Origin of the sequence: Tardiphaga sp. 841_E9_N1_2, from assembly GCF_051811065.1 — a bacterium.
GTDB classification, from domain to species: Bacteria; Pseudomonadota; Alphaproteobacteria; order Rhizobiales; family Xanthobacteraceae; genus Tardiphaga; species Tardiphaga robiniae.
The window spans coordinates 1,904,912-1,930,674 of record NZ_JBPWQC010000001.1 but is presented as its reverse complement, the minus strand read 5'-3'; the positions used below and the strand labels follow the sequence as shown (position 1 = coordinate 1,930,674).

Annotated in this window: 22 protein-coding genes; 20 read left to right on the top strand and 2 right to left on the bottom strand. The window is 61.7% G+C overall.

Annotation, left to right across the window (positions count from 1 at the left end):
* Nucleotides 1–18 precede the first annotated feature (18 nt).
* The 16 genes from AB8A50_RS09255 (at nucleotide 19) to arsC (ending at nucleotide 15,047) form a co-directional block, all read left to right on the top strand.
* On the top strand, nucleotides 19–2,340 hold the full coding sequence (locus tag AB8A50_RS09255; RefSeq protein ID WP_439058719.1) for a RelA/SpoT family protein: 2,322 nt from the start codon (nucleotides 19–21) through the stop codon (nucleotides 2,338–2,340).
* Between the two features lie 32 nt (nucleotides 2,341–2,372).
* A complete protein-coding gene (locus AB8A50_RS09250) occupies nucleotides 2,373–3,137 on the top strand; it encodes a pyridoxine 5'-phosphate synthase (RefSeq protein WP_439064145.1) in 765 nt (254 codons plus the stop codon).
* Nucleotides 3,134–3,553, top strand: coding sequence for a holo-ACP synthase (gene acpS, locus AB8A50_RS09245; RefSeq protein WP_093761400.1), 420 nt, complete (start codon nucleotides 3,134–3,136; stop codon nucleotides 3,551–3,553). Before AB8A50_RS09250 ends, acpS begins: the two co-directional genes overlap by 4 nt.
* A 285-nt stretch (nucleotides 3,554–3,838) precedes the next feature.
* Complete coding sequence (lepB, locus tag AB8A50_RS09240; protein ID WP_089264616.1) at nucleotides 3,839–4,597, top strand: signal peptidase I; 759 nt, start codon at nucleotides 3,839–3,841, stop codon at nucleotides 4,595–4,597.
* Nucleotides 4,594–5,415: a ribonuclease III gene (rnc, locus tag AB8A50_RS09235; RefSeq protein ID WP_439079947.1), complete on the top strand. Its 822-nt coding sequence runs from the start codon at nucleotides 4,594–4,596 to the stop codon at nucleotides 5,413–5,415. Before lepB ends, rnc begins: the two co-directional genes overlap by 4 nt.
* Nucleotides 5,405–6,358, top strand: a complete 954-nt coding sequence (era, locus tag AB8A50_RS09230; RefSeq protein ID WP_439077483.1) for a GTPase Era — start codon at nucleotides 5,405–5,407, stop codon at nucleotides 6,356–6,358. The genes rnc and era overlap by 11 nt, the downstream gene beginning before the upstream one ends.
* A 33-nt stretch (nucleotides 6,359–6,391) precedes the next feature.
* Nucleotides 6,392–6,784: a hypothetical protein gene (locus AB8A50_RS09225; RefSeq protein WP_089263819.1), complete on the top strand. Its 393-nt coding sequence runs from the start codon at nucleotides 6,392–6,394 to the stop codon at nucleotides 6,782–6,784.
* A 44-nt stretch (nucleotides 6,785–6,828) separates the two neighbouring features.
* Nucleotides 6,829–7,578, top strand: a complete 750-nt coding sequence (gene recO, locus AB8A50_RS09220) for a DNA repair protein RecO (protein ID WP_089263820.1) — start codon at nucleotides 6,829–6,831, stop codon at nucleotides 7,576–7,578.
* A gap of 81 nt (nucleotides 7,579–7,659) precedes the next feature.
* Nucleotides 7,660–8,148, top strand: coding sequence for a hypothetical protein (locus AB8A50_RS09215; protein ID WP_439077482.1), 489 nt, complete (start codon nucleotides 7,660–7,662; stop codon nucleotides 8,146–8,148).
* A gap of 77 nt (nucleotides 8,149–8,225) precedes the next feature.
* Nucleotides 8,226–8,519: a hypothetical protein gene (locus AB8A50_RS09210; RefSeq protein ID WP_439077481.1), complete on the top strand. Its 294-nt coding sequence runs from the start codon at nucleotides 8,226–8,228 to the stop codon at nucleotides 8,517–8,519.
* A gap of 9 nt (nucleotides 8,520–8,528) precedes the next feature.
* Nucleotides 8,529–9,995 (top strand): TolC family protein, encoded by a 1,467-nt coding sequence (locus AB8A50_RS09205; protein ID WP_439077480.1) that lies wholly within the window; start codon nucleotides 8,529–8,531, stop codon nucleotides 9,993–9,995.
* Between the two features lie 13 nt (nucleotides 9,996–10,008).
* Nucleotides 10,009–11,394, top strand: a complete 1,386-nt coding sequence (locus tag AB8A50_RS09200) for a multicopper oxidase family protein (RefSeq protein WP_439077479.1) — start codon at nucleotides 10,009–10,011, stop codon at nucleotides 11,392–11,394.
* Between the two features lie 51 nt (nucleotides 11,395–11,445).
* The gene (locus AB8A50_RS09195) at nucleotides 11,446–11,907 is read left to right on the top strand and encodes a cupredoxin domain-containing protein (RefSeq protein ID WP_286144253.1); all 462 of its coding nucleotides are present in this window, start codon (nucleotides 11,446–11,448) and stop codon (nucleotides 11,905–11,907) included.
* A gap of 40 nt (nucleotides 11,908–11,947) precedes the next feature.
* Nucleotides 11,948–12,250 (top strand): copper-binding protein, encoded by a 303-nt coding sequence (locus AB8A50_RS09190; RefSeq protein ID WP_439077478.1) that lies wholly within the window; start codon nucleotides 11,948–11,950, stop codon nucleotides 12,248–12,250.
* A gap of 179 nt (nucleotides 12,251–12,429) precedes the next feature.
* Nucleotides 12,430–14,688 carry a DNA topoisomerase IV subunit A gene (gene parC, locus AB8A50_RS09185; RefSeq protein ID WP_120292122.1) on the top strand — a complete coding sequence of 753 codons (2,259 nt, stop codon included), beginning with the start codon at nucleotides 12,430–12,432 and terminating at the stop codon, nucleotides 14,686–14,688.
* 11 nt (nucleotides 14,689–14,699) lie between these two features.
* Complete coding sequence (gene arsC, locus AB8A50_RS09180; RefSeq protein WP_439077477.1) at nucleotides 14,700–15,047, top strand: arsenate reductase (glutaredoxin); 348 nt, start codon at nucleotides 14,700–14,702, stop codon at nucleotides 15,045–15,047.
* Nucleotides 15,048–15,222: 175 nt separating this feature from the next.
* Here arsC and AB8A50_RS09175 read toward each other — a convergent pair whose 3' ends face one another.
* Nucleotides 15,223–16,191, bottom strand: coding sequence for an amidohydrolase family protein (locus AB8A50_RS09175; RefSeq protein ID WP_439077476.1), 969 nt, complete (start codon nucleotides 16,189–16,191; stop codon nucleotides 15,223–15,225).
* Nucleotides 16,192–16,615: 424 nt separating this feature from the next.
* On the opposite strand from AB8A50_RS09175, the gene AB8A50_RS09170 reads away from it, so the two are divergent.
* A complete protein-coding gene (locus AB8A50_RS09170) occupies nucleotides 16,616–18,094 on the top strand; it encodes an MmgE/PrpD family protein (RefSeq protein ID WP_439077475.1) in 1,479 nt (492 codons plus the stop codon).
* Nucleotides 18,095–18,235: 141 nt separating this feature from the next.
* Nucleotides 18,236–19,696: an MmgE/PrpD family protein gene (locus tag AB8A50_RS09165; protein ID WP_439077474.1), complete on the top strand. Its 1,461-nt coding sequence runs from the start codon at nucleotides 18,236–18,238 to the stop codon at nucleotides 19,694–19,696.
* A gap of 29 nt (nucleotides 19,697–19,725) precedes the next feature.
* Here the strand turns inward: AB8A50_RS09165 and AB8A50_RS09160 are convergent, their stop codons facing one another.
* The gene (locus AB8A50_RS09160; protein WP_120292132.1) at nucleotides 19,726–21,027 is read right to left on the bottom strand and encodes a hemolysin family protein; all 1,302 of its coding nucleotides are present in this window, start codon (nucleotides 21,025–21,027) and stop codon (nucleotides 19,726–19,728) included.
* Between the two features lie 388 nt (nucleotides 21,028–21,415).
* Between AB8A50_RS09160 and AB8A50_RS09155 the strand changes: the two genes are divergently transcribed.
* Complete coding sequence (locus AB8A50_RS09155; protein ID WP_439077473.1) at nucleotides 21,416–22,564, top strand: efflux RND transporter periplasmic adaptor subunit; 1,149 nt, start codon at nucleotides 21,416–21,418, stop codon at nucleotides 22,562–22,564.
* Entirely contained in the window at nucleotides 22,561–25,728 is a 3,168-nt protein-coding gene (locus AB8A50_RS09150) for an efflux RND transporter permease subunit (RefSeq protein WP_439077472.1), read from the top strand. Before AB8A50_RS09155 ends, AB8A50_RS09150 begins: the two co-directional genes overlap by 4 nt.
* Nucleotides 25,729–25,763 lie beyond the last annotated feature (35 nt).

Here is a 25,763-nt window from a genome sequence, read left to right as displayed (position 1 = left end):
GGATCGAACGAGGCTAGGATGGCGACTTCGCGCCGTAATAAACGGCAGATGCAGGCTGCGAACGACACGGTCGCCGCGGTCTCGCCAGTTTCGCCTGAAACGCTGTCTGCAGAGACGCCAATTCCGGCCAAGGTGCCGCGGACGTCCCGTGTCCGGATGATGCGGCAATACGATCTGGTGGACCGCGTCCGGGCCTATAACCCGAACACCGATGAGGATCTGCTCAACCGCGCCTATGTCTATGCCATGGTCGCCCATGGCGAGCAGACACGGGCCTCCGGCGATCCGTATTTCTCCCATCCGCTGGAAGTGGCGGCGATCCTCACCGACCTGAAGCTCGACGACGCCACCATCGTGGCGGCGCTGCTGCACGACACGATCGAGGACACCGAGGCGACCCGGACCGAAATCGACAAGCTGTTCGGCGCCGAAATCGGCGCGCTGGTCGAGGGCCTGACCAAGCTGAAGCGGCTCGAACTGGTGTCGCGCGAAGCCAAACAGGCCGAGAACCTGCGCAAGCTGCTGCTGGCGATCGCCGACGACGTCCGGGTCCTGCTGATCAAGCTTGCCGACCGTCTGCACAATATGCGGACGATGGAGTTCATGCCGCCGGCCTCGCGCCGCCGCATCGCCGAGGAGACCCTCGACATCTATGCGCCGCTCGCCGGCCGCATGGGTATGCAGGCGATGCGCGAGGAGCTTGAGGAACTGTCGTTCAAGGTGCTCGATCCCGACGCCTATCTGGTGGTGATGCAGCGCCTGGACTCGCTGACCGAACGCAATCGCAACCTCATCGACATGATCGAGAGCCATCTCTCCACGAAGCTGGAGAAGAACGGCATCGCGGCGCGGGTCACCGGCCGACGCAAGAAGCCGTTTTCGATCTGGACCAAGATGAAGCGCAAGTCGGTCGGCTTCGAACAGCTGTCGGACATTTACGGCTTCCGCGTCGTGCTGCAGGACATGGAGGCGTGCTACCGCGCACTCGGGGTCGTGCACACCACCTGGCCCGTCGTGCCGGGCCGCTTCAAGGATTACATCTCGACGCCGAAGCAGAACGATTATCGCTCGATCCACACCACGGTGATCGGCCCCGGCAACCAGCGCGTCGAACTGCAGATCCGCACCGAGGACATGAACAGCATCGCCGAATACGGCATCGCCGCGCATGCGTTCTACAAGGATGGCATCGGTTCGCCGACCGAAATGCTCAAGCGCGAGTCGAATGCGTTTTCATGGCTGCGCCATACCATTGGCATTCTCTCGGAGAGTACCAATCCGGAAGAATTCCTGGAGCACACCAAGCTCGAACTGTTCCACGACCAGGTGTTCTGCTTCACCCCGAAGGGCAAGCTGATCGCGCTGCCGCGCAATGCCAATGTGGTCGATTTCGCCTATGCCGTGCATACCGACGTCGGCAACAGTGCGGTGGGTTGCAAGATCAACGGCAAATTCGCGCCGCTGTCGTCCGAGCTGCAAAATGGCGACGAAGTCGAAGTGCTGACTTCGGCCGCACAGCAGGCGCCGCCATCCGCATGGGAAGGCCTGGCGGTCACTGGCAAAGCGCGCGCTGCCATTCGCCGTGCGACGCGAACAGCGGTCCGTGATCAATATGCCAGCCTTGGCCGCCGGATCGTCGAGCGCCTGTTCGTGCGCGCCAAGATGGAATATTCGGACGACCAGTTGAAGGGCGCGCTGCCGCGTCTGGCGCGCACGTCTATCGACGATGTGATGGCCTCGGTCGGCCGCGGCGAATTGCGCGCCGCGGACGTCGCGCGTGCGATGTATCCCGACTACAAGGAAGAGCGCATCGGCCGCTTTTCGGCCAACAACAAGAAGTCGACGGCGGACAAGGTCAGAACGCCGGATGGCGCGGCACGCTTCACCTCGATCATCTCGATCGGTGGCGTCGATTCCGATCTGCCAATTAAATTCGCTCCGAACGGTGGCGCCGTGCCGGGCGACCGCATCGTCGGCATCGTTACGCCGGGCGAGGGCATCACGATCTATCCGATCCAGTCACCGGCGCTGAAGGATTTTGAGGAAGAGCCGGAGCGCTGGGTCGACGTGCGCTGGGATATCGATGAATCCTCGCCGCAGCGTTTTCCGGCGCGGCTGTTCCTGCAGAATGTCAACGAGCCCGGCAGTTTGGCGCAGATCGCTCAGGTGATCGCCGACCATGACGGCAATATCGACAATATCAGCATGCATCGACGCTCGCCCGATTTCACCGAACAGACCATCGATCTCGGTGTCTACGACCTCAAACATCTCAGCGCGATCATCAATCAGTTGCGCGCCAAGGCCGTTGTCGCCAAGGTCGAACGGGTCAATGGGTAGCGTCTTCCCTTAAGGTTTTCTGGAATTCCGTCATGTCCTCATCCTCGCTGCGCCTCGGCGTCAACATCGATCACGTCGCGACCCTGCGCAACGCGCGGGGCGGCAAGCACCCGGATCCCGTTCGTGCTGCGCTGGAAGCCATTTCGGCCGGTGCCGACGGCATCACCGCGCATCTGCGGGAGGATCGTCGCCACATCCGTGACGCCGATATGGAACGACTGAAGGCGGAGATCTCCAAGCCGCTGAATTTCGAAATGGCGGCGACGCCTGACATGGTGCGGATCGCGCTGGCGGTGAAGCCTCATGCCGTCTGTCTGGTGCCGGAGCGGCGCGAAGAATTGACGACCGAGGGCGGCCTCGACGTGGTCGGCCAGCGTGAATCGCTGGAGCCGTCGATCGCGCGCTTCACTGAAGCCGGCATACGGGTGTCGCTGTTCATAGCGGCAGATCCCAAGCAGATCGAAATGGCCGCTAAACTAAAGGCCCCCGTGATCGAACTCCACACGGGCGCCTGGTGCGACGCGATCACCGATGGCGATACCGCGAAGGCCGCTCATGAATGGCAGCGCATTGCCGCCGGCGCGAGGCTGGCGAAATCCGCAGGCCTGGAAGTGCATGCCGGCCATGGCCTCGACTATGCGACCGCCGAGACGATCTCGGCGCTGCCCGAAATCATGGAGCTGAACATCGGCTACTATATGATCGGCGAGGCACTGTTCATCGGCCTGTCCGATACGGTGCGTCTGATGCGCGCGGCGATGGATCGCGGGCGGATGCAGTCCAAGAGCGCCTCATGATCATCGGCATCGGTTCCGATCTGATCGACATTACGCGCGTCGCCAAGGTGATCGAACGCCATGGCGACCGCTTCCTCGATCGTATCTTCACCGAGGCCGAGCGGGCGAGGGCGCAGCGCCGCGCGAAGAGCGAGAGGATGGTGGTGGCGACATATGCCAAGCGTTTCGCTGCCAAGGAGGCCATGTCCAAGGCGCTGGGCACCGGCATCCGTCAGGGGGTCTGGTGGCGGGATATGGGCGTCGTCAACTTACCCGGGGGGAAGCCCTCCATGAAGCTTACCGGCGGCGCGCTGGAACGCCTGCAGGCCCTGATACCCCCCGGCCACGAGGCCCAGATCGATCTGTCGATCACGGACGATTGGCCCCTGGCGCAGGCTTTCGTCATAATTTCGGCCGTCCCGTCGCCCAAGCCCTGAGGGCTGGCTGGGAGCCGCACCTGAAGCGGTGCGATCACAAGCCGGCACGTCAAACTGGCGGGAAATAGCGGCTTTTCGGGGCGGTTCATTGCACCGTTACCAACAACCGTTTAAACCTGCGAGGACACCGAACCGACGCCAATTCTCGCTGACGCCGCTCATGGCATTTGCAGGACTTTGCCGTAATTATATGAATCTAATGCATTTTTCGTGCGAGGCGCGACGCCGCCTTGCCCCAAAATGCGCTACCAGCCGCGCGGCGACGCTGCGGGAATCGGGAAAGCGATGAGTGTGACATCCGGGACCAAGACTGAAAGCGGCGTCGGCGAGACCATCCGTGTTGTCATCAACGCACTGCTGATCGCGCTGGTGATCCGGACCTTCCTGTTCCAGCCCTTCAATATCCCGTCGGGCTCGATGAAGGCCACGCTTCTGGTCGGCGATTACCTGTTCGTCTCGAAATATTCCTACGGCTACAGCCACTATTCGATCCCGCTGTCGCCGAATATCTTCTCCGGCCGCGTCTTCGGTTCCGAGCCGTCGCGCGGTGACGTCGTGGTGTTCCGTTTGCCGAAGGACGACTCCACCGACTACATCAAGCGCGTGATCGGTCTGCCCGGTGACCGCGTCCAGATGAAAGAGGGGCTGCTCTACATCAACGAGAAGCCGGTGCAGCGCGAGCGTATGAGCGACTTCGTCGGCGAAGATCCGTGCGGTTCCGACGCAACGGCGCGCGTCAAGCGCTGGAAGGAAACGCTGCCCAATAACGTCACCTATGAGACGCTCGATTGCGTCGACAACGGTTTCTACGACAACACCAATGTCTACACCGTGCCGCCTGGCAATTTCTTCATGATGGGCGACAACCGCGACAATTCGACGGACAGCCGCGTGCTGTCGGCCGTCGGCTATGTGCCGTTCGAGAATCTCGTCGGTCGCGCGCAGATGATCTTCTTCTCGATCGCCGAAGGCGAACACGCTTGGCAGATCTGGCGCTGGCCGACCGCTGTGCGCTGGAATCGAATTTTCTCTATCGTGCGATGACCGACGACTCCAACAATCCCATCGAGACCGCGCCGAAAACCGACGAAGTTAGCTCGACGATCGAGGCTACGCCGGAGACGGCTGCTGCCCGCAAGAAGAAGGCACGCGCAGCGGCAAAGGTCGCCGCAGCCGAGATCGAAACGCGGATCGGCCACAGCTTCAAGGATCCTCTGCTGCTGGCGACAGCCTTCACCCATGTGTCGGCCCTGAAGTCGCAGCGCAGCCGGACCGAGAGCTACCAGCGTCTCGAGTTTCTGGGCGATCATGTGCTCGGCCTCGTGGTGTCCGACATGTTGTTTCGCGCTTTCCCGAATGCGGATGAAGGCGAGTTGTCGAAGCGGCTCGCCGACCTCGTGCGCAAGGAAGCCTGTGCCGACGTGGCACGGTTGCTTGGCCTTCTCGAGGGGATCAAGCTTGGCACAGTGGGCGCGGGTGCCGGTCAGCGGCTGCGGAAGTCCGTGCTCGGCGATATCTGCGAAGCCGTGATCGGCGCGATCTTCCTCGATGGCGGCTATCCGGCTGCGGAAAGCTTCGTGCAGCGCAACTGGACCGAGCGCATGCGCAAGCCGGTGCGTCCGCTGCGCGATCCCAAGACGGTGCTGCAGGAGTGGGCCCAGGGCCGCGGCTTGCCGACACCGGCCTATCGGGAGGTCGAACGATCCGGTCCGCATCACGATCCGCATTTCAAGATCGAGGTGGATGTGAAGGGTTTTGCGCCTGCCGAGGGCGAGGGCGGCAGCAAGCGCGCCGCCGAGAAAGCCGCGGCGCAGGCAATGATTGCGCGTGAAGGCGTCAGCAGTGGCGGCAATGAAGGATGATGTCGTGAACGATGCTGAACCAGACCATGAGTCCGAAGGGACACCTACCGAGACCCGCTGCGGCTTCGTTGCGCTGATCGGCGCGCCCAATGTCGGCAAGTCGACGCTGGTCAATGCGCTGGTCGGCTCCAAAGTCACTATCGTCTCGCGCAAGGTGCAGACCACCCGCGCACTGATCCGCGGCATTGTGATCGAGAACCACGCCCAGATCATTCTGGTCGATACGCCCGGCATCTTCCTGCCGAAGCGGCGCCTCGACCGGGCGATGGTCAAGACGGCATGGAGCGGTGCGCATGATGCCGACGTCGTTTGCGTGCTGCTCGATGCCAAAGCGGGCATCAACGAGGAAGCCGAGGCGATCTTCGCGCAGCTTGCGAGCGTCAATCACCCGAAGATCCTCGTGATCAACAAGGTCGATATCGTCTCCAAGGAAAAGCTGCTGAAGCTGGCGCAGATGGCCAATGAGCGGCTGAAGTTCGAAGAGACGTTCATGATCTCGGCGATGACCGGTGACGGTGTCGACGACCTGCGCCGCAGGCTCGCAGCCGACGTTCCCGCCGGCCCGTATCATTATCCCGAAGACCAGATGTCGGATGCGCCGATGCGGCATCTCGCGGCGGAAATCACCCGCGAGAAGATCTTTCGTCAGTTGCATCAGGAACTGCCGTACCAGTCGACGGTGGAGACCGATAGCTGGACCGAGCGCAAGGACAAGTCGGTGCGGATCGAGCAGACGATTTTCGTCGAGCGCGAAAGCCAGCGCAAGATCGTGCTCGGCAAGGGCGGTGCGACGATCAAGCAGATCGGTGCGGACTCGCGCAGGGAACTGACCGAGATCGTGGGCGCGCCCGTGCATCTATTCCTGTTCGTGAAGGTGCGCGAGAACTGGGGCGACGATCCCAATCGTTATCGCGAAATGGGCCTCGAATTTCCTCACGAGTGATCGAGGAGCGATGATGGAAGTGCAGCCGACAAGATGACCGCTCCCGCCAACCTTCCGAAGAACGTCTTCTATTTCGAAGTGCTGCTCTACATGTCGCTGATCCTCGACGCGCTGTCGATCGCGTTCCAGGACCGCACGCCTGACCTTGCGATGTCCGAGAGCACCATCATGGCGGCGAATCTGGTCGCCGCCTGCATGCTGTTGTTCTTCGTCTGGCTCGTGTGGCTCGCCGCCTATCGCCGCAAAGGCTGGCCGCGCTGGGTGCTGGTGGTGTCGCTGGCCTTCTCGGTATTGTCGCTGTTTCAGGTGCTTGGCCTGTACGGACTGCAGTTCGACAGTGCGATCGAGATCGTGTCATGCATCCTGACCGGGCTCGGACTATATTGCGCCTTCACCGGCGACGCGAAAACGTGGTTCAAGGCCTGATCGCATTTACTGCGGCGGCTGCCGAATTCCTGTAAACTGCCCCCATGGAATGGACCGATGAAGGCATCATCCTGGGCGTGCGGCGGCATGGCGAATCCAGTGCCATCGTCGAATTGCTGACGCGTAGCCATGGTCGTCATCTCGGCCTGGTGCGCGGTGGTGCGGGATCGAAGATGCGACCGCTGCTGCAACCCGGCAATAGTGTGCAGGCGATATGGCGGGCGCGGCTGGACGAACAGCTCGGCTATTACCTGATGGAAGGCACGTTGATGCGTGCCGCGACGCTGCTGGGTTCGTCCCATGCGGTCTACGGCATCACCCATCTCGCCTCGCTGGCGCGGTTGCTGCCGGAGCGCGATCCGCATGAAGACATCTACGAGACGCTGGAACGCATTCTGGATGACTTCGATGATGTCGGCGAAGCCGCGCTCCATGTGATCCGGTTTGAGCTGGCGATGCTGACCGAACTCGGCTTCGGCCTCGATCTGGAGAATTGCGCCGCCACCGGCGTGACCTCTGACCTGATTTACGTGTCACCCAAATCTGGCAACGCAGTGTCCCGGACCGCGGGTGAACCGTATCGCGACCGGCTGATGCGGCTGCCGTCATTCCTGCGCGAGAGTGAAGACGGCCAAAACAGCATCTCCGACCGCGACCTGCAGGACGGCTTCGACCTGACCGGCCGCTTTCTGCTCCGCAACGTGCTGGAACCGCGCGGGCAGGGCCATTCCGACGCCCGCGAAGGGTTCATCAACGCGGTGACGCGGCACCTCGCGCGAATCTCATCGTCCTGAGGCAAGTTCGACATTGGCGAATGCCGGATTCGCGTCTATGTTCCGTGCGTTGACGGGTTGATAGGAAGATATCGCATCCAGATGCTGGTTCGTCTGACCAGAGTGCAGCGACTAAGAGCAGGGTGGTTCGTCGCCCTGGCCTATCTGTTGTGCGTGCTGGCGCCGACAATCTCCTTTGCCTTGCCGGGACAGCACCCGGTCGCGCCGTGCCTGACCGGCGAAAGCCATATGACCGGCATGGTTCATGTTAACAGCAGCGCGTCGGCGCACATGCATGGGGATGGTCACGCGCACGATCACTCTGTCGCGCACGCATCAGCCGCACACTCTGCAGCCGCACATGCTGATGGCGACCACGCATTGACGGCGATCGACGATGCCTCCGGTTCGCACAAAGTGCCGCATTCACCGAACGGTCCATGCTGCGGCCTGATGTGTATTTCCGCACTGCCGGCACCGCTGACTGACATCGTGACCCCTTCGGTGCCGACGGTCCTTCGTGTCACCGAAGGCTATCGCGCGGTCACCGACAGTGCGCCCGCCCGGCTCTATCGCCCTCCCATTTCCTGATCTGATCGTATCGACGCGGTGCCGTGCCCGCTAAGGGCACGCGCACCTGTGATCCATCGTCATTTCAGGAAAATAACATGCTTGCGCAGCTTGGGGCGAAGCTCGCTGCCGTTTGTTCGGTGGTCGGGAAGCTATTTGATATCAGATTTGGAATCCTCGCAGCGATGACCGCTGCCAGTATGTCGCTCGGTGGCTGCATGCCAGTGACCGCACCGTTGGTTGGCGCCGACCCGGCAGATCCCGGCGCCAGGGTCGCTGGCGTCGGCTATCGCTCCACCGTGGCTCCTTACAACAGCCTTCGGCCGGTTGCCCCGTCGTCATGGCGCGAGCAGAACGACCGCGTCGCTCCCGCGCCGAAATCCGGCCAGTAGGAGCACGCGATGTTCAGCAAGCTTCACAAGTCGTTCACACATGGGCTCCAATCGGGCTCAAGGCCTGCCGCGGGCATCACGCTGCTGTCTACGCTGCTGCTGGCGGGATGCGCGTCATTCTCGCCGGATCGCGGGATGGGCGTCGTCGCGGGCGTCGCAAGCGAGACCATCAACAAGGACGTGATTGCGATCCGGACGCCCGATGACGCACAACGTGCCGATGCGACCGTCAAAGCCCTGCTGCGGCGGCCATTGACAGTCGACAGCGCGGTCCAGATCGCGTTGCTCAGCAATCGCGGCCTGCAGGCCGCCTATAACGAACTGGCGCTGGCTGAGACTGACCTGGTCGGCGACAGCCTGCCGCCCAATCCGACATTCTCGATCTCGCGCATTTCCGGAAATGGGGCGCTGGAAATCGAGCGGCAGGTCGTCGGCGATATTCTCGCGCTGGCGACACTGCCGTTCCGCTCCGAGATCGCCCGCCAGCGATTCCAGAAGGCGCAATTGCGCGCCGCGGAGGAGACGCTGCGGCTGGCCGCTGACGTCAGACGCGCCTACTACCGCGCCGTCGCTGTCAACGAACTTGTCGGCCTGCTGACGGACGCCAAGTCGACGGCGGAAGCCACAGCGAAACTCGCGCAGAAGCTGGGCGAGACCGGGTCGCTGAACAAGCTCGATCAAGCCCGCGAGCAGGTATTCTACGCGGAGACGACCGCCGATCTTGCGACGCTCCGCCAGGAGGCCACGAGTTCGCGCGAGAGCCTGATCCGTCTGCTCGGTCTCTGGGGCGCCGACATCGGCATCAAACTGCCGCAGAAGCTTCCGGTGCTGCCGCGTCAGCCGCTGTCGCTGCCGGGGATCGAAGTCGATGCCATCGCACATCGTATTGACCTGCAGATCGCGCGCATTGAACTGGCCGCACTCGCCCGGTCGCTCAATCTGACAGAAGCAAGCCGGTTCGTGACGTTGCTCGACGTCGCCGGGATCGACCGCAAGACGCGGGATCCGGAGGGGCCGCCGTTCCGCGAGCGCGGCTTCGACGTGCAATTCCAGATTCCGATCTTTGACGGTGGTGAAGTGCGCGTTCGACAGGCGGCGGAGACCTATAATCAGGCCTTCAACCTGTTGACCGAGAAGGCGGTGAATATCCGCTCCGAAGCCCGCGATGCCTTCAGGGTGTATCGCTCGACCTACGATATCGCCGGTCATTACCAGCGCGAGGTGTTGCCGCTGCGCAAGATCATCTCCGATGAGATGCAATTGCGCTTCAGCAGCATGCAGGTCGACGTATTCGCGCTGCTGACCGAGGCCCGCCAACGCATCGCAGCCTTGCGCGCGGCCATCGAAGCCAAACGCAATTTCTGGCTCGCGCAGTCTGAACTGCAGACCGCCATCAATGGCGGTGGTCGTGGCGAGTCCCAATCTGAAACGAAATCCGCGACGACCGCTCAGGCGACGAGCGGAGGAGGGCACTGAAATGGAGAAAGCCATGTTGTCCCGTCGAAATTTTCTCGGCACCGCCACGGCACTTGCCAGCGCTGCTGCGGTGACCGGCCGCGTGCAGGCGGCGAATATTCCAGAAGCACCCATGATGGACAAAGTAACGATGCAGCCGCCGCTGCATCCGCCGAGCGGCCCTGACTACAATCCGGTGGTTACGCTCAACGGCTGGACGTTGCCGTGGCGTATGAATGGCGACTGGAAGGAATTCCATCTGGTCGCCGAGCCTGTCGAGCGAGAATTCGCCGACGGCATGAAGGCCTATCTCTGGGGCTACAACGGCCAGTCGCCGGGGCCGACGATCGAAACCGTCGAGGGCGACAAGGTTCGCATCTTCGTTACGAACAAACTGCCGGAGCACACCACCGTGCATTGGCACGGTGTGATCCTGCCGAGTGGCATGGATGGCGTCGGCGGGCTGAGCCAGCCGCACATCAAGCCCGGCAAGACCTTCGTCTACGAATTCGAGATGAAGCACAGTGGTACGTTCATGTATCACCCGCATTCGGACGAGATGGTCCAGATGGCGATGGGCATGATGGGGATGATGGTCGTGCATCCCCGCGACAACAGTTTCCGGCCCGTCGATCGCGATTTCGTCTTCATCATGAGCAGCTATCTCATCGATCCCGGCACCTATCTGCCGAAGGTCAACGAGATGACCGACTTCAACATGTGGGCCTGGAACAGTCGCGTCTTTCCCGGCATCGATCCGTTGCCGGTTCGGTTTGGCGATCGCGTGCGGATACGCGTCGGCAATCTCACGATGACCAACCATCCGATCCATCTGCATGGGCACAAGTTTGCGGTCAGTTGTACCGATGGCGGATGGGTGCCTGACAGCGCGCAATGGCCGGAAGTCACCACTGACGTCCCGGTGGGCGCGATCCGCGCATTCGATTTCGTCGCCGACAATCCCGGCGATTGGGCGTTCCACTGCCACAAGTCGCATCACACCATGAATGCGATGGGGCACGACGTCAGAAACCTGATCGGCGTCTCCAGAAAGGATCTGGCGAAGGCAGTCGGCAAGCTCGCACCGGATGCGATGGTCATGGGATCCACCGGCGGCGCCATGGGCGAGATGGAGATGCCGGCGCCGGACAACACGCTGCCGATGATGACGGGCTCAGGTCAGTTTGGTCCGATCGAGATGGGCGGCATGTTCAGCGTCATGAAGGTGCGGGACGGACTCGCGCGCGACGATTACCGCGATCCCGGTCCTTACGATTTCCCGAAGGGCACGGTGGCCTATGAGATCGAGGCTCCGCAGAGCGAAGCTCCACGACAGACGGGTGTGAAGGGCAACACCACCAAAGGCCAGGGATCAAAGCCGATGGACATGAAGAAGGGCATGAAAATGAAGGGAATGTAGGGCCAGGACTGCACATCGTCATCACAGACAACGAGCAACGTGGAAACTGAAATGAACAAGACTCAAAGATACATTAGCTGCGGCGTCATGCTGGCCGCGATGGCTTACTCGGCCGCTGCTGTGGCCCACGACAAGCACGGAGGATATTCGGCCGGAGAACCCGGCGATCCGAAGAAGCCGGCGCGCGAGATCGTCGTGAGCATGAACGAGATGGACTATTCGCCTGCGGTCATTGAGGTCAGGCGCGGCGAACAGATTCGCTTCGTGATCCGTAACGCGGGGACTGAAGCACATGAATTCCTGCTGGCGACCACGGCGGAGAATCTGAAGCACGGCGAAGCGATGAAGAAAAACCCCGACATGGAGCACGACGAGCCCAACGGCCTGCGTCTCGCCGCCAAGAAGTCCGGGGAAATCCTGTGGAAGTTCTCGAAGGCGGGAACGTTCGAATATTCGTGCCTGATCCCGACGCATCGTGAATTGGGGATGACCGGCAAGGTCATCGTGAAATAACTCACCGCAAACAGCTCAATCTGAAGCAAAGGAATGCACTATGAAGACGAATGGACTTGTCGCGCTGGTGGCGCTTGTCGGGCTCTCACTGTCCTCCGTCGCGGGTTACGCGCAGGACGCCGGGGCGAGCGGAGAAGTGAAGAAGATCGATGAAGCGGCGGGCAAGATCACGTTGAAGCACGGTCCGATCAAGAGCCTCGATATGGACGAGGGCATGACCATGGTGTTTCGCGTGAAGGATCCGGCGATGCTGAAATCGGTCAAGGTGGGCGACAAGGTGAAGTTCGATGCCGGTCGCGTCGATGGTCAGATCGTCGTGACCTCCATCCAGAAATCCAAATAGCCGCCGGAAGATGGCGTCCAGGCTGAGCCTGGAACCGCCATCTATCCATCGCCTAATGGCTGACTAAATGACGTGGGCGTCCTCTCCTGAGGCGAGGGCGCCCCGATATCGATGGAACTTGATCAGTGGCGCATGATTCATTTCTTGCCCGATTCGCCGGGAGGCGCTAACCCCTCGCCATGGGAAAAAGACTGATTCCGCCGGAGCCGGCTGAAATTCACGAAGTGCAGCTGCGGGACGCGCTCGAGGAGCGCTATCTCGCTTATGCGCTGTCAACGATCATGCATCGGGCGCTGCCGGATGCGCGGGACGGCTTGAAGCCGGTGCACCGCCGCATCCTCTATGGCATGCGCCTGCTGCGGCTCGATCCGGGTACGCCGTTCAAGAAATCCGCCAAGATCGTCGGTGACGTGATGGGCTCGTTCCATCCGCATGGCGACCAGTCGATCTATGACGCGCTGGTGCGCCTCGCGCAGGATTTCTCGTCGCGCTACCCGCTGGTCGACGGCCAAGGCAATTTCGGCAATATCGACGGCGATAGCGCGGCAGCCTATCGTTATACCGAAGCACGCATGACCGACGTGGCGCGGCTGCTGCTCGAAGGCATCGACGAAGACGCGGTCGAGCTGCGCCCGAATTACGATGGCCAGACCAAAGAGCCGGCCGTGCTGCCGGGCGGTTTCCCGAACCTGTTGGCCAATGGCGCGCAGGGCATCGCGGTCGGCATGGCCACCTCGATCCCGCCGCACAATGTCGCCGAACTCTGCGACGCCGCGCTGCATCTGATCGACAAGCCCGACGCCAAATCGAAATCGCTGATGCGCTGGGTGAAGGGACCGGATTTCCCGACCGGCGGCATCATCGTCGATTCCAAGGAAAGCATTGCCGAGGCCTATATGACCGGGCGCGGCTCGTTCCGCACCCGCGCCAAGTGGCATGTAGAAGAGGGCGCCCGCGGCGCCTGGAATGTCGTCGTCACCGAGATTCCGTGGTTGGTGCAGAAGTCGCGGCTGATCGAGAAGATCGCCGAGCTCCTGAACGACAAGAAGCTGCCGCTGATCGGTGACATCCGCGACGAGTCCGCCGAAGACATCCGCGTCGTCATCGAGCCGAAGACGCGCAATGTCGATGCCGGTCTGGTGATGGAGTCGCTGTTCAAGCTCACTGAGCTCGAAAGCAAGATTCCGCTGAACCTCAACGTGCTGGTCAAGGGCCGCATCCCCAAGGTGCTCGGCCTCGCCGAGTGTCTGCGCGAATGGCTCGACCATCTGCGCGACGTGCTGCTGCGCCGCTCCAACTTCCGCAAAAACCAGATCGAACATCGGCTGGAAGTGCTCGGCGGTTACCTGATCGCCTATCTCAATATCGATGAAGTCATCCGGATCATCCGCACCGAGGATGAGCCCAAGCCGGCTTTGATGAAGGCATTCAGCCTCACCGAATTGCAGGCCGAGTCGATCCTGAACATGCGGCTGCGCAGCCTGCGCAAGCTCGAAGAGTTCGAGATCAGGAAAGAAGACAAGGAGCTCCGCGCGGAGCTCAAGGGCATCAACGCGATCCTGAAGTCCGAGACCGAGCAGTGGGCCAAGGTCGGCGAGCAGGTCCGCAAGGTGCGCGACATCTTCGGACCAAAGACGCCGCTCGGCAAACGCCGCACGGTGTTCGCCGATGCGCCGGAGCACGATCTCGCGGCCCTCGAAGAGTCGCTGGTCGAGCGCGAGCCCGTCACGGTCGTGATTTCCGAGAAGGGCTGGGTCCGCACGCTGAAGGGCCAGGTCGCAGATCTCTCCAACCTGACGTTCAAGACCGACGACAAGCTTGACAAGGCGTTCTTTGCCGAGACCACCTCGAAGCTGATGCTGCTGGCCACCAATGGACGGTTCTATTCGCTCGACGTGTCGAAGCTGCCGGGCGGTCGTGGCCATGGCGAGCCGATCCGCCTGTTCATCGACATGGAGGGCGATGCCGCCATCGTTTCGATGTTCGTGCACAAGGGCGGCCGCAAGTTCCTGATTGCCAGCCATGACGGTCAGGGCTTCCTCGTCAATGAGGACGACTGCGTCGGCACCACCCGCAAGGGCAAGCAGGTGCTGAATGTCGAGATGCCGAACGAGGCGCGGGCGCTGACGGTGGTCGGCGAAGGCAGCGATCAGGTCGCTGTCATAGGCACCAACCACAAGATGGTGATCTTCCCGCTCGACCAGGTGCCGGAAATGGCGCGTGGCCGCGGCGTGCGGCTCCAAAAATACACCAGCGCAGGCCTGTCGGATGTCGCCACTTTCGTAGCCAAGGAAGGCCTGACCTGGAAGGATTCGTCCGATCGCGAGCATCGTCTGACTTGGAAGGAACTGGCGGACTGGCGCGGTAACCGTGCGGACGCCGGCCGTCTTGCGACCGGTCTGCCCAAGTCGAACAAGTTTGGCCGGGTGATCGAGTAACCTCGCGCGTTATGACGGTCACCATCTTCCACAATCCCTCCTGCGGGACATCGCGCAATACGCTCGCGATGATCCGTCAAAGTGGGATCGAGCCGGTGGTGATCGACTATCTCAAGATGCCGCCGGATCCCGCCCGGCTGGTTGCGCTCATCGGCGCCATGGGCGGAGGCGTTCGGGCGCTGTTACGTGAGAAGGAAAGTGTCTATGGCGAGCTTGGGCTTGCTGATCCCACGTTCGGCGATGACGCACTGATCGACGCGATCATCGCGCATCCGATCCTGATGAACCGACCCATCGTCGAGACGCCGAAGGGCACGCGATTGTGCCGGCCGGCAGATGTGGTGCTGGAGCTGCTCTAGGGATCCAACTCGCCGATCAAACGACGGCCCCATCCTGAGGAACCGCGCTCTTGCGCGGCGTTTCGAAGGACGGCGGCAAGGTTGGTGTCAACGAGTCCATGGTTCGAGACGAGCGCAAAGGGCGCGCCCCTCACCATGAGGGCTGCAGATCTCGGCGCCAGACGGGCCGCGGCAATTACGTCACCGGCGCGAACTTGAACAGCTTCTCTGGGTTGGTCACCAGTAGTTTGCGTTGAACCGCAGGATCCGGCGCGTAAAGCGGGATCAGATCCACGAGCGTGCCGTCATTGGGCATGATCTTGACATTCGGATGCGGCCAGTCGGTGCCCCACAACACGCGGTCCGGCGCATTGTCGATCAACTGCTTCGCGAACGGCACGGAGTCATGGAATGTCGCTGCGCCAGCCGAGGCGCGTTCGAGACCTGTAATTTTCATCCAGCACTTATCGTCGCTGGCCTGCAGATCGAGCAGTGCCTTGAATTCGGGATCGTCGAGGCCCTTGGCGGCGCTGATCGTCCCCATGTGATCGATCACGTAGGTCACCGGGAGCGCTTTCAGGATCGGCACGAACTCACGGACTGTGCCGGCTTCGAGATAAATGTCCACATGCCAGCCGATGGCAGCGACGCGGTCGACCAACGTACGGAAGACCTTCATGTCGCCGACGCCGCCAAGTCGTTTGAGGAAGGCGAAGCGGCAGGCGCGGATGCCGCCTTTGTCGAGCGCCATGAGATCGGCTTCCGACATGCTGTTGTTCACATTGGCGACGCCCCTGTACTTGCCGCCGCTCTGCGCGATCGCGTCGATCACCACGCGGTTGTCAAACCCATGGACGGTCGCATTGACGATGACGGCGCGTTCGACGCCGATCGCTTCATGCAGCTTGCGAAACATCTCAAGCGGAGCGTCAGGCGGCGAGTAGGGGCGCTTGGGCGAGAACGGATACACCGCGGCAGGGCCAAAGATGTGTGTATGCGTATCGACGCTTCCGGCGGGTGCGCGAAATTTTGGAGGAATTGTATCGAGATCGGGGCCGGCAATGGCGGGGATTGCGGGTTCGTCGGCAGCCTGCGCTATTCGGCTTCCAATCACATTTGTGAGGCCAAGTGATGCCATCGCGGCCAGAACGTCACGTCGGTGCATTTAATCTCCTTGCGTCTGCATGCGCTGCGGCATGCACCAGACGTGAATCATCGGTGCATGTGTCGCCGTAGAGCGGCACCTGCAAATTTGTTGGCTGTCGAAACGATATATGTCTCTGCGGGAATGCGAGCAGCGCTCATGGCCGGATGATGAATCTCTGCAGCGTTTCACCCTGAAAGTTATTTGTTGGAATCCAGAGCGCGCATGACGTGCAACGGAAACAGACCGTATTAAAGCTAGTGGGGGTGAATTTATGAAACAAATGAGAAATTCGGGATAATAGCGCTATCTCGTGCATATATTGCAAATCCGTAAGGTCGCCTGAATTCGAACTGCTTGCTATCGAATTGTAATAGGCGTATCGCCGCAGCCCGACGAAGCGGCGCGTCGATCGCGCGAAGAATGATAGTTCGGAGGAAATCCCATGGCGTACACCAATCGCAGGACCATCTTGCAGGCAGCTGCCGCGCTCCCGGCTCTGGCTGCAGCGGGGCGTGGTGCCTTGGCTGCGGAGTCAGCTGCCAGTGAGGCGCCGAAGAAAGTCGCATCGGTTGCTCCGCCGCATGTGACGCAGATTCTCGCGCACTACATCGTCAATGCCAAATACGATGACCTTCCGGCAAGTGTCCGCAAGGAAGGCGTGCGCACGCTGTTGAACTGGGTCGGTGTCGCCATTGGCGGTTCGCATCATCAGACGGTGGACATCGCGGCGTCGGCGCTGGCGCCATTCTCCGGTCCGGCGAGGGCCTCGCTGTTCGGGCGCAACGAACGCTTCGACATCATGAACGCCGCTTTCATCAATGGTGTCTCGAGCCACATCTTCGATTATGACGACACCCATCTGAAGACGATCATTCATCCGGCTGGTCCAGTCGCATCTGCGATTCTGGCGATTGCGGAAATGAAGCCGGTGTCCGGCAAGGGTTTCCTCAATGCGCTGGTGCTCGGTATCGAGACCGAATGCCGGATCGGCAATGCCGTTTATCCGAACCACTATGACGTCGGCTGGCACATCACCGGCACCGCCGGCGTATTTGGCTCGGCCGCCGCGGCTGGCAAGCTGCTCGGTCTTAACGAACAGCAGATGATCTGGGCGCTGGGGCTCGCGGCCTCGCAGCCTGTCGGCCTGCGGGAGTCCTTCGGTTCGATGAACAAGAGCTTCAATCCTGGCCGTGCTGCCAGCAACGGCATCTTTGCCGCTATCCTTGCGTCAAAGAATTACACCAGCTCCGATGGCATGATCGAGGCCAAGCGCGGCTGGGCCAATGCCATCAGCACCAAGCAGGACTATGCCGAGATCACCGAGGGGCTCGGCAAGCGTTACGAGTCAGCGCTCAACACCTACAAGCCGTTTGCCTGCGGCATCGTCCTGCATCCGCTGATCGACGCGGCGATCCAGCTCAGGAATGAGAACAAGCTGACGCCGGATATGATCAAGCAGGTCGACGTGAAGGTTCATCCGCTGGTGCTCGAGCTTACCGGCAAGAAGACCCCCAGGGAGGGGCTCGAAGGAAAATTCAGCGTCTACCATGCGGTTGCCATCGCCTTTATCGAAGGCGCCGGCGGCGAGAAGCAGTTCAGCGATGGGGCGGTGCGCGACGCGAAGACGATCGAATTGCGCGGCAAAGTCGTTCCGACTGTCGATCAATCGATCAAGCCGGAACAGGTCGAGATGTCCGTCGAGTTGAATGACGGGCGCGTGCTCAAGAAGCGGATCGAGCACGCCATCGGCAGCCTCGAGATGCCCATGAGCGATGCCGATCTCGAACGCAAGTTCAAGGATCTCGCTGAAGGAATCCTGCCGCACAAGCAGGCGGCAAAGGTCATGGAGCTGTGCTGGAAGGTGGAGGGCTTGGCGAGCGCCGGAGATATTGCAAGGGCAGGCGCGCGATCCACTGCCTGACAGCCGTTGCCCGCGATGAAGCATTGAGGCCTTCGCGAGGTGGCCTGAACGTACGTCAATCGTCACGCCGTCAGTATAGCGAGCAGAAACCTCGCGCATCCCTCCAGGGAGCCTTGCGGCCAACACTCCTTAAAGGATGACATGTCCCAGCGTCGTACGCCTTCACGCCGTCGCTTTCTCCAGTCTGCCAGTGCTCTCGCCGCATTAACGCTTTCGCCGTCCATCATTCGCAAGGCTGCAGCAGCGGATGCGGATGTCACCGGGCGTCTTGCGCGCTACATGGTCTCGGCGCGCGACAAGGCGCTTCCTGATGTGGTGATGACGGAATGCAAACACCGCATCCTCGATACGTTCGGCGCGATGGTCTCCGGTGCGCGGATGCGTCCGGGCGAGATGGCCCTGAAATATGTTCGCGGGCTCGGCGGCGAACAGCAGGCGTCGGTGATCGGATCCAGTTTCCGCACTACCGCCGTCAACGCCGCGCTGGCCAATGCCATGTGCGCGCATGCGGACGAGACCGATGATTTCGAGCCGGTCACCAAGGCGCATCCGGGAAGCGCTGTCGTGCCGTCCGCGCTGGCGATGGCGGAAAAGGAAGGTGGCCGGTCGGGCATCGAATTCATTCGGGCCGTAGCGCTCGGATATGATCTCACTTGCCGGCTGCTGATGGCGCTTGGACCGGATCTCGTCCGTGGTTCGCACCGCAGTGCGGAGGGGACCAGCTCCACCTTCGGTTCTCTTGGTGCAGCGGCGTCGCTGGCTCGGCTGGACGAGAAGGGTATGCGTTACGCGATCTCCTATTCCTCGCAGCAGGTGGCTGGTCTGTGGAGCTGGGTGAAGGACGAGGATCACGTCGAGAAGGCTTTCGACTTCGCGGGCATGGGCGCCCGCAACGGCCTGACCGCCGTGACCATGGTTCAGGCCGGTTTGACCGGCGTTCATGACGTCCTTGATGGCACGCATAACTTGTTCATTGCGCTGTCCACGGATCCGAAGCCGGAAGAGATGCTTGCCGGTCTCGGCAGCCGCTTCTACGTCACTGAAACGGCGATCAAGACATTCTCGGTCGGCTATCCCATCCAATCGCCTCTCGACGCCATCCTGACCCTGCGCAAGCAGAACGGCCTGACGCCGGGCAATGTGAAGAGCATCCTTGTCAAGATCCCAACCGATGCGACAGGGATCGTCGGCACCAGCGCGATGCCCGACGTCAACTGCCCGCATCTGGTGGCGGTCGCGCTTGTCAAGGGTGCCGTGTCGTTCGTCGACAGCCATGACCAGGCGCTGATGAAGGATTCCAAGATCCTTGAGCAGCGCGCCAAGGTAACCGTGGTCGGCGACAAGGCTCTGATGGACCCTGCCGCGCCGCGCGGCGCCATCGTCGAAGTGACGATGATGGACGGGAAAAAGGTCGAGCACTTCACCAAGTTCCCGCCCGGCACCAAGGAAAATCCGCTGAGCACCGACGCCGTCAGCGCGAAGACCCGTGACTTGATCGCGCCGGTTCTCGGGGCCGAAAAGGCGAAGAAGCTGATCGATCAGATCAACAATCTGGAGAAGGTCAAGGATATCCGCTCGCTGCGGCCACTGTTCACGGCCTGATACCCGATACGCGAAGCGCTGGGATCAATTTACCCCAGCGCTTCTTCCTTGACGCGGCTCGCCAGCACCTTGTCGATGCGGCGGCCGTCGAGGTCCATGACCTCGAACCGCCAGGCATGCGAGACGATCTCGTCGCCGACCTCCGGAATCTTGCCGAACTCCTGCAACAGAAATCCTGCAAAGGTCTGATAGGGGCGCGACTGCGCGGGCAAGTCGATGCCGAGCAGGGCGGCGAACTCCACCGCGGGCATCCAGCCGGAGATGAGGTAGGAGCCGTCCTCGCGTTTGTGGAAGGCGACCTCGGCCGGGCCTTCCTCGGTGTGAAAGGCGCCGACGATCGACTCCAGAATATCTGCCGACGTCACCACGCCCTGGAACACGCCGTATTCGTCATGCACGAGGCCGATATGAAACGGCGAGTCACGCAGGATCGCCACCACGTCGCGCGCATCGACCGTGTCGGGAATGACCGGCGCCTCGCGCACCAGCGCGCGGATGTCCGGCGTCTTGCCGCTCAAATACACATCGAGCAGATCCTTGGCCTGAACGATGCCGATGGCGGAATCGCCGTCGCCATCGAACACCGCAAAGCGCGAATGCGAGCTGCCCGCGAGTTCGGCCTGGATGGTCTCGATGGGATCGGCAAGATCGATCATCGCCACTTCATGGCGCGGTGTCATCACGGCGCCGACGGGCAGGTCGCCGAGGCGCATCACGCCTGCGATCATTTCCTTTTCGCCGGGCTCAAGCACGCCGGCGGTTTCCGCTTCGGTCACGAGCGTGCGGATTTCGTCTTCGCTGACCTTCTCCTCGGCTTCACCGCGCTGCCCAAGTAGAAACAGGATCGCCTTGCCGGAACGATCGAGCAGCCACACCAGCGGCAGCGAGATTTTTGCGAGCAGCACCATGGCGGGCGCAACGCGCACGGCTACGGCCTCGGGATCGCGCAACGCGATCTGCTTCGGCACGAGTTCGCCGATGATCAGCGAAGCGTAAGTAATGACCGATACGACGATGCCGACGCCAAGCGTATCGGCGAGGCCTTTCGATACGCCAAGGTCAAGCAACAATATCGTGAGACGCTGGCCCAGCGTCGCACCGGAGAAGGCGCCCGACAATACGCCGATCAGCGTGATGCCGATCTGCACGGTGGAGAGGAACTTGCCGGGATCGGAGGCCAGCGCCAGAGCGCGGCGAGAGCCTGTCACACCTTTTTCAACCAAGGCGGCGAGGCGGGCAGGGCGGGAGGATACGATCGCCAGCTCAGACATTGCGAGCAGGCCGTTGACGACGATCAGGACCGCAACGATCCCGAGTTCGAGAGATAACACGCTCAATCCTTTTGGATGATGGGCAGGTATTATAGTCGATCCGCTTATCTCGCGCCATGGTGGCAAATGGCGTTGCGACACTCCGCCGGGCGGGTTGAATTCCTCGGTGCGCCCATAGGTCGCTCCCCCCGAACCGACGCCTTGCGCAGGCGCACGTCCCGCAGCAGGACGTTATTATAACGTCGGTATGACGCGAGGCGTCGCGTGGATGTGGCAAGACAATGGCCGCAGGATAGCAGCCTATTCGGGCATCAATTATTTCGCTTGATGTCGAATTGATATAGCGCATGATGACCGCCATATCGCGTGTCGTGGCGGGGGTCTGGTTTTGAAACATTCAATCAGTTTGTCGCGATCATATGACGTTGGAAATGTCTTTGCGTCGTGTTTGTCGGTCGTGACGCCTGTTGTGGCTTTTCTCCTGCTCGCTGGCTGCGGCAAGAAGGAAGAGGCCGCTGCACCTCCGCCGCCACCGGTCACGGTCGCCAATCCCACCAAGAAGATCACGACCGACTGGGATGAATTCACCGGCCGCTTCGATGCGATCGAACAGGTGCAGATCCGCGCCCGCGTAACCGGCTTCGTTACCAAGGTTGCTTTCACGGACGGCGCCGTCGTCAAGGCCGGCGATCTGCTGTATGAAATCGACCCGCGCCAGTATCAGGCTGCAGCGGAGCAGGCGCAGGGCCAGCTCGACGATGCCAAGGCCAAGGTCGTGCTGGCGGAGAAGGAGCTGGAGCGCGCCACCACGCTGATCAAGACCCAGGCGATCTCCGAAAATATCGTCGATCAACGCAGTCAGGCAATAGCTGCCGCGCAGGCCGCGACGCTGCAGGCCGAAGGTGCGCTGAAGCAAGCGCAACTCAATGTCGAATATACCAAGGTGGTCGCGCCGATCGCCGGCCGCGTCAGCCGTCATCTCGTGACAGTCGGCAACCTGGTGCAAGGCAGCGAGAGTGGCGCGACGCTGCTGACCTCGATCGTGTCGCTGAGCCCCATCTACGTCTATTTCGACACCGACGAAGCCACTTACGTCCGCAACAGCAAGCTGTGGTTTGAGGGCAAGCGGCCGAGTTCGCGCGATACGCCCAATCCCGTGCAGATCACGCTGGTCGGCGAAACCAAGCCGTCGCACGAGGGCAAGATGGACTTCCTCGATAACCGGCTCGACGTCGGCACCGGCACACTGCGCGGCCGCGCCATTGTCGATAACAAGGACCTCTCCATCCTGCCTGGCCAGTTCGCCCGGGTCCGGGTCATTGCCAGCGGCGAATATGAAGCGCTGTTGATTCCTGATGCTGCGGTTGCCAACGACCAGTCACGCAAGATCGTGATGGTGGTTAAAGCCGATGACACGGTGGAGGCGCGGCCTGTGACACTCGGGCCGCTGGATGGCGGATTGCGGGTGATCAGGGAAGGGCTCAAACCCGACGATCGGGTAATCGTCGACGGGATTCAGCGCGCCCGTGTGGGCGCCAAGGTGGCGCCGAAGATGGCTGCCGCGACGCCCGCACCAGCAGCTGGCACAAAGCCATGAATCTGGGCAGCCTCTCCGTCAACCGGCCCATCCTGGCGATGGTGCTCTCCATCGTGCTGCTGATCGTCGGCGCGCTTGCTTACACGACCTTGCCGGTTGCGGAATATCCGCAGGTGGCGCCGCCGACCGTGGTCGTGACCACGCAATATCCCGGCGCGTCGGCACAGACAGTGTCGGACACCGTGGCGACGCCGATCGAGCAGGAGATCAACGGCGTCGAGGACATGCTGTATATCTACAGCCAGGCCACCTCGAACGGCCAGCTCAACATCACCGTGACCTTCAAGCTCGGCACCGATCTGGATAAGGCCCAGGTGCTGGTGCAGAACCGCGTGGCCATCGCGCAGCCGCGGCTGCCGGAGGAGGTCCAGCGCAACGGCGTCGTCACCCGCAAGAACAGTCCCGACCTGATGATGGTCGTGTTCATGCTGTCGCCTAACGACACTTACGACCAGCTCTACATTTCGAACTACGCGCTGCGTCAGGTCCGCGATCCCCTCCTGCGCCTCGATGGCATCGGCGACATTACCATCTTCGGCGCGCGCGATTATTCGATGCGGCTGTGGCTGGATCCTGACAAGATTGCCACGCTGGGCATGACCGCAGGCGACGTGCTGACTGCTATCCGCGCACAGAATTTGCAGATTGCGGGCGGCCAGGTCGCCGAACCGCCGATTGCAGATCGCGCGTTTCAGCCTAACCTGACCTTCACCGGTCGTCTGAAGGAGCCGAGGCAGTTCGAGGACATCGTGCTGAAAGCCGGCGACGATGGCCGTCTGGTGCGTCTCCGTGATGTCGCGCGCGTCGAGATAGGCGCGCTGTCGTCGACCACCAACGGCTTCCTGTTGCGCAAGGAAGCGGTGGCCATGCTGGTCTATCAGCGTCCGGGTTCCAACGCGCTGGCGACCGCGAAGAACATCGAAGAGGAGATGAAGAAGCTCAAGGCCGATTTCCCGAAGGGGCTGGACTACAATATCGGCTACAACCCGACCGAATTCATCGCCCAGTCGGTCTCGGAGCTGATCAAGACCATTTATGAAGCCATGGTGCTCGTGGTCATCGTCGTGCTGGTGTTCCTGCAGGGCTGGCGACCGGCGATCATTCCCATCATCGCTATTCCGGTGTCGCTGGTCGGCACATTCGCCGTGATGGCCGCGCTGGGCTTCTCGATCAACAACCTTACTCTGTTCGGGCTTGTGCTCGCGGTCGGCATTGTCGTCGACGACGCCATCGTGGTGGTGGAGAATGTCGAGCGCCATCTCGGCGACGGCATGAGCCGGCGCGACGCCGCACTGCTGACCATGGACGAGGTCGGCGGCGCGCTGATCTCGATCGCGCTGGTGCTGTGTGCGGTCTTCGTGCCCACGGCATTTCTCGGCGGCATCTCCGGGCAGTTCTTCCAGCAATTCGCCATCACGATCGCGGTCGCAACGGCGATCTCATGCTTCTGTTCGCTGACTCTGTCGCCGGCGCTGGCGTCGCTGATCCTGCAGCCGCATCACGAGAAGAAGCCGCCGGCGAGCTGGAATTTTCTGGCACGGGGATGGGCGGCGTTCACCGGCGTGTTCAATCGCGGTTTTGACCGCCTGTCGCATGCCTATGGCGGCCTCGCGGGCTTTGTCATTAAGCATTCGGCGCTGATGCTGATCCTGTATGTCGCCCTGATCGGCTCTGCCGGCTGGCTGCTTTATGCCACGCCGCAGGGCTTCATTCCGGCGCAGGACCGTGGCTATGTCATCGTGGTCGCGCAATTGCCCGGTGCCTCGTCGCTGGCGCGCACGACGGCGATCGTCAAGCAGATCGAAGGCATCGTGCTGGATACGCCCGGTGTCGCGCGCATGCCGGCGCTGGCCGGCCTGTCCGGTGCGACCTTCACCCAGGCCGGCAATGCGGCCGCCATGTTCCCCGTGTTCGAGAATCCCGAGGAGCGCGCCAAGAAGGGTCTCACCGCGACGGCGATTACGGGCGAATTGCGCAAGCGCCTCTCGGTGATCGAAGGCGCTTTCATCATCGTGCTGCCGCCACCCGCGGTGCCGGGTATCGGCACCGGCGGTGGTTTCGCCATGCGGATCGAAGATCGTCAGGGCAGGGGGCCGCAACTGCTGGCCGCAGCGACCGATGAGCTCGTCAATGCCGCGCGCCGTGCGCCGGGCCTGACGTCGGTGTTCTCGCCGTTCTCCGCCAACACGCCGCAGGTGTTCGTCGATATCGACCGCCAGAAGGCGCAGATGCTCGGCGTGCCCATGCAGAACGTGACCGAGGCGATCGAGACCTATTTCGGTTCGACTTATGTCAACGACTTCAACATTCTCGGCCGCACCTATCACGTCACCGCGCAGGCGGATTATCCGTTCCGGAAGGAAACGGCGGATCTGGCGCGGCTGCAGACCCGCAACAGCGCGGGCAACATGGTGATGCTGGGCAGTGTCGTGAATTTCAGCGACACGGCAGGTCCGGACCGCGTCGCGCGTTACAATCTGTATCCCTCCTCGGAACTGCAGGGCGACACGCTGCCGGGCACCAGCTCGGCCACAGCATTGGCGACCATGAAGAAGCTCGCGGACGACACGCTGCCGAGCGGTTTCGCGTTTGAATGGACCGATCTGTCCTATCAGCAATCCACCGGCGCCAATGCGGGTCTCTATATTTTCCCGATCTGCGTGCTGTTCGTATTCCTAGTGCTGGCTGCGCAATATGGCAGCTGGACATTGCCGTTCACGATCATCCTGATCGTGCCGATGTGCCTGCTCGCGGCCACCATCGGTGTGCGCATCATGGGGCAGGATATCAACATCCTGACCCAGATCGGTTTCGTCGTGCTGGTCGGCTTGGCGGCAAAGAATGCGATCCTGATCGTCGAGTTTGCCCGCGACATCGAGCAGGAAGGCCGCGATCAGCTCGAAGCCGTGATCGAGGCCTGCCGTTTGCGTATCCGCCCGATCCTGATGACGTCCTTCGCCTTCATTCTCGGCGTGCTGCCGCTGGTGATCTCGTCGGGCTCCGGCTCGGAGATGCGTCAGGCCGTCGGTGTTGCGGTATTCTTCGGCATGATCGGCGTCACGATCTTCGGCCTTGTTTTCACGCCGGTCTTCTACATCCTGATCCGGCGCCTGTTCCCCGGCTCCGTCGAGATCCACGCCAAGGAGCAAGGCGCGCATGGTTAAAGCGCCGCAGGATGGGTTTCGCAAAAGCTTAACCC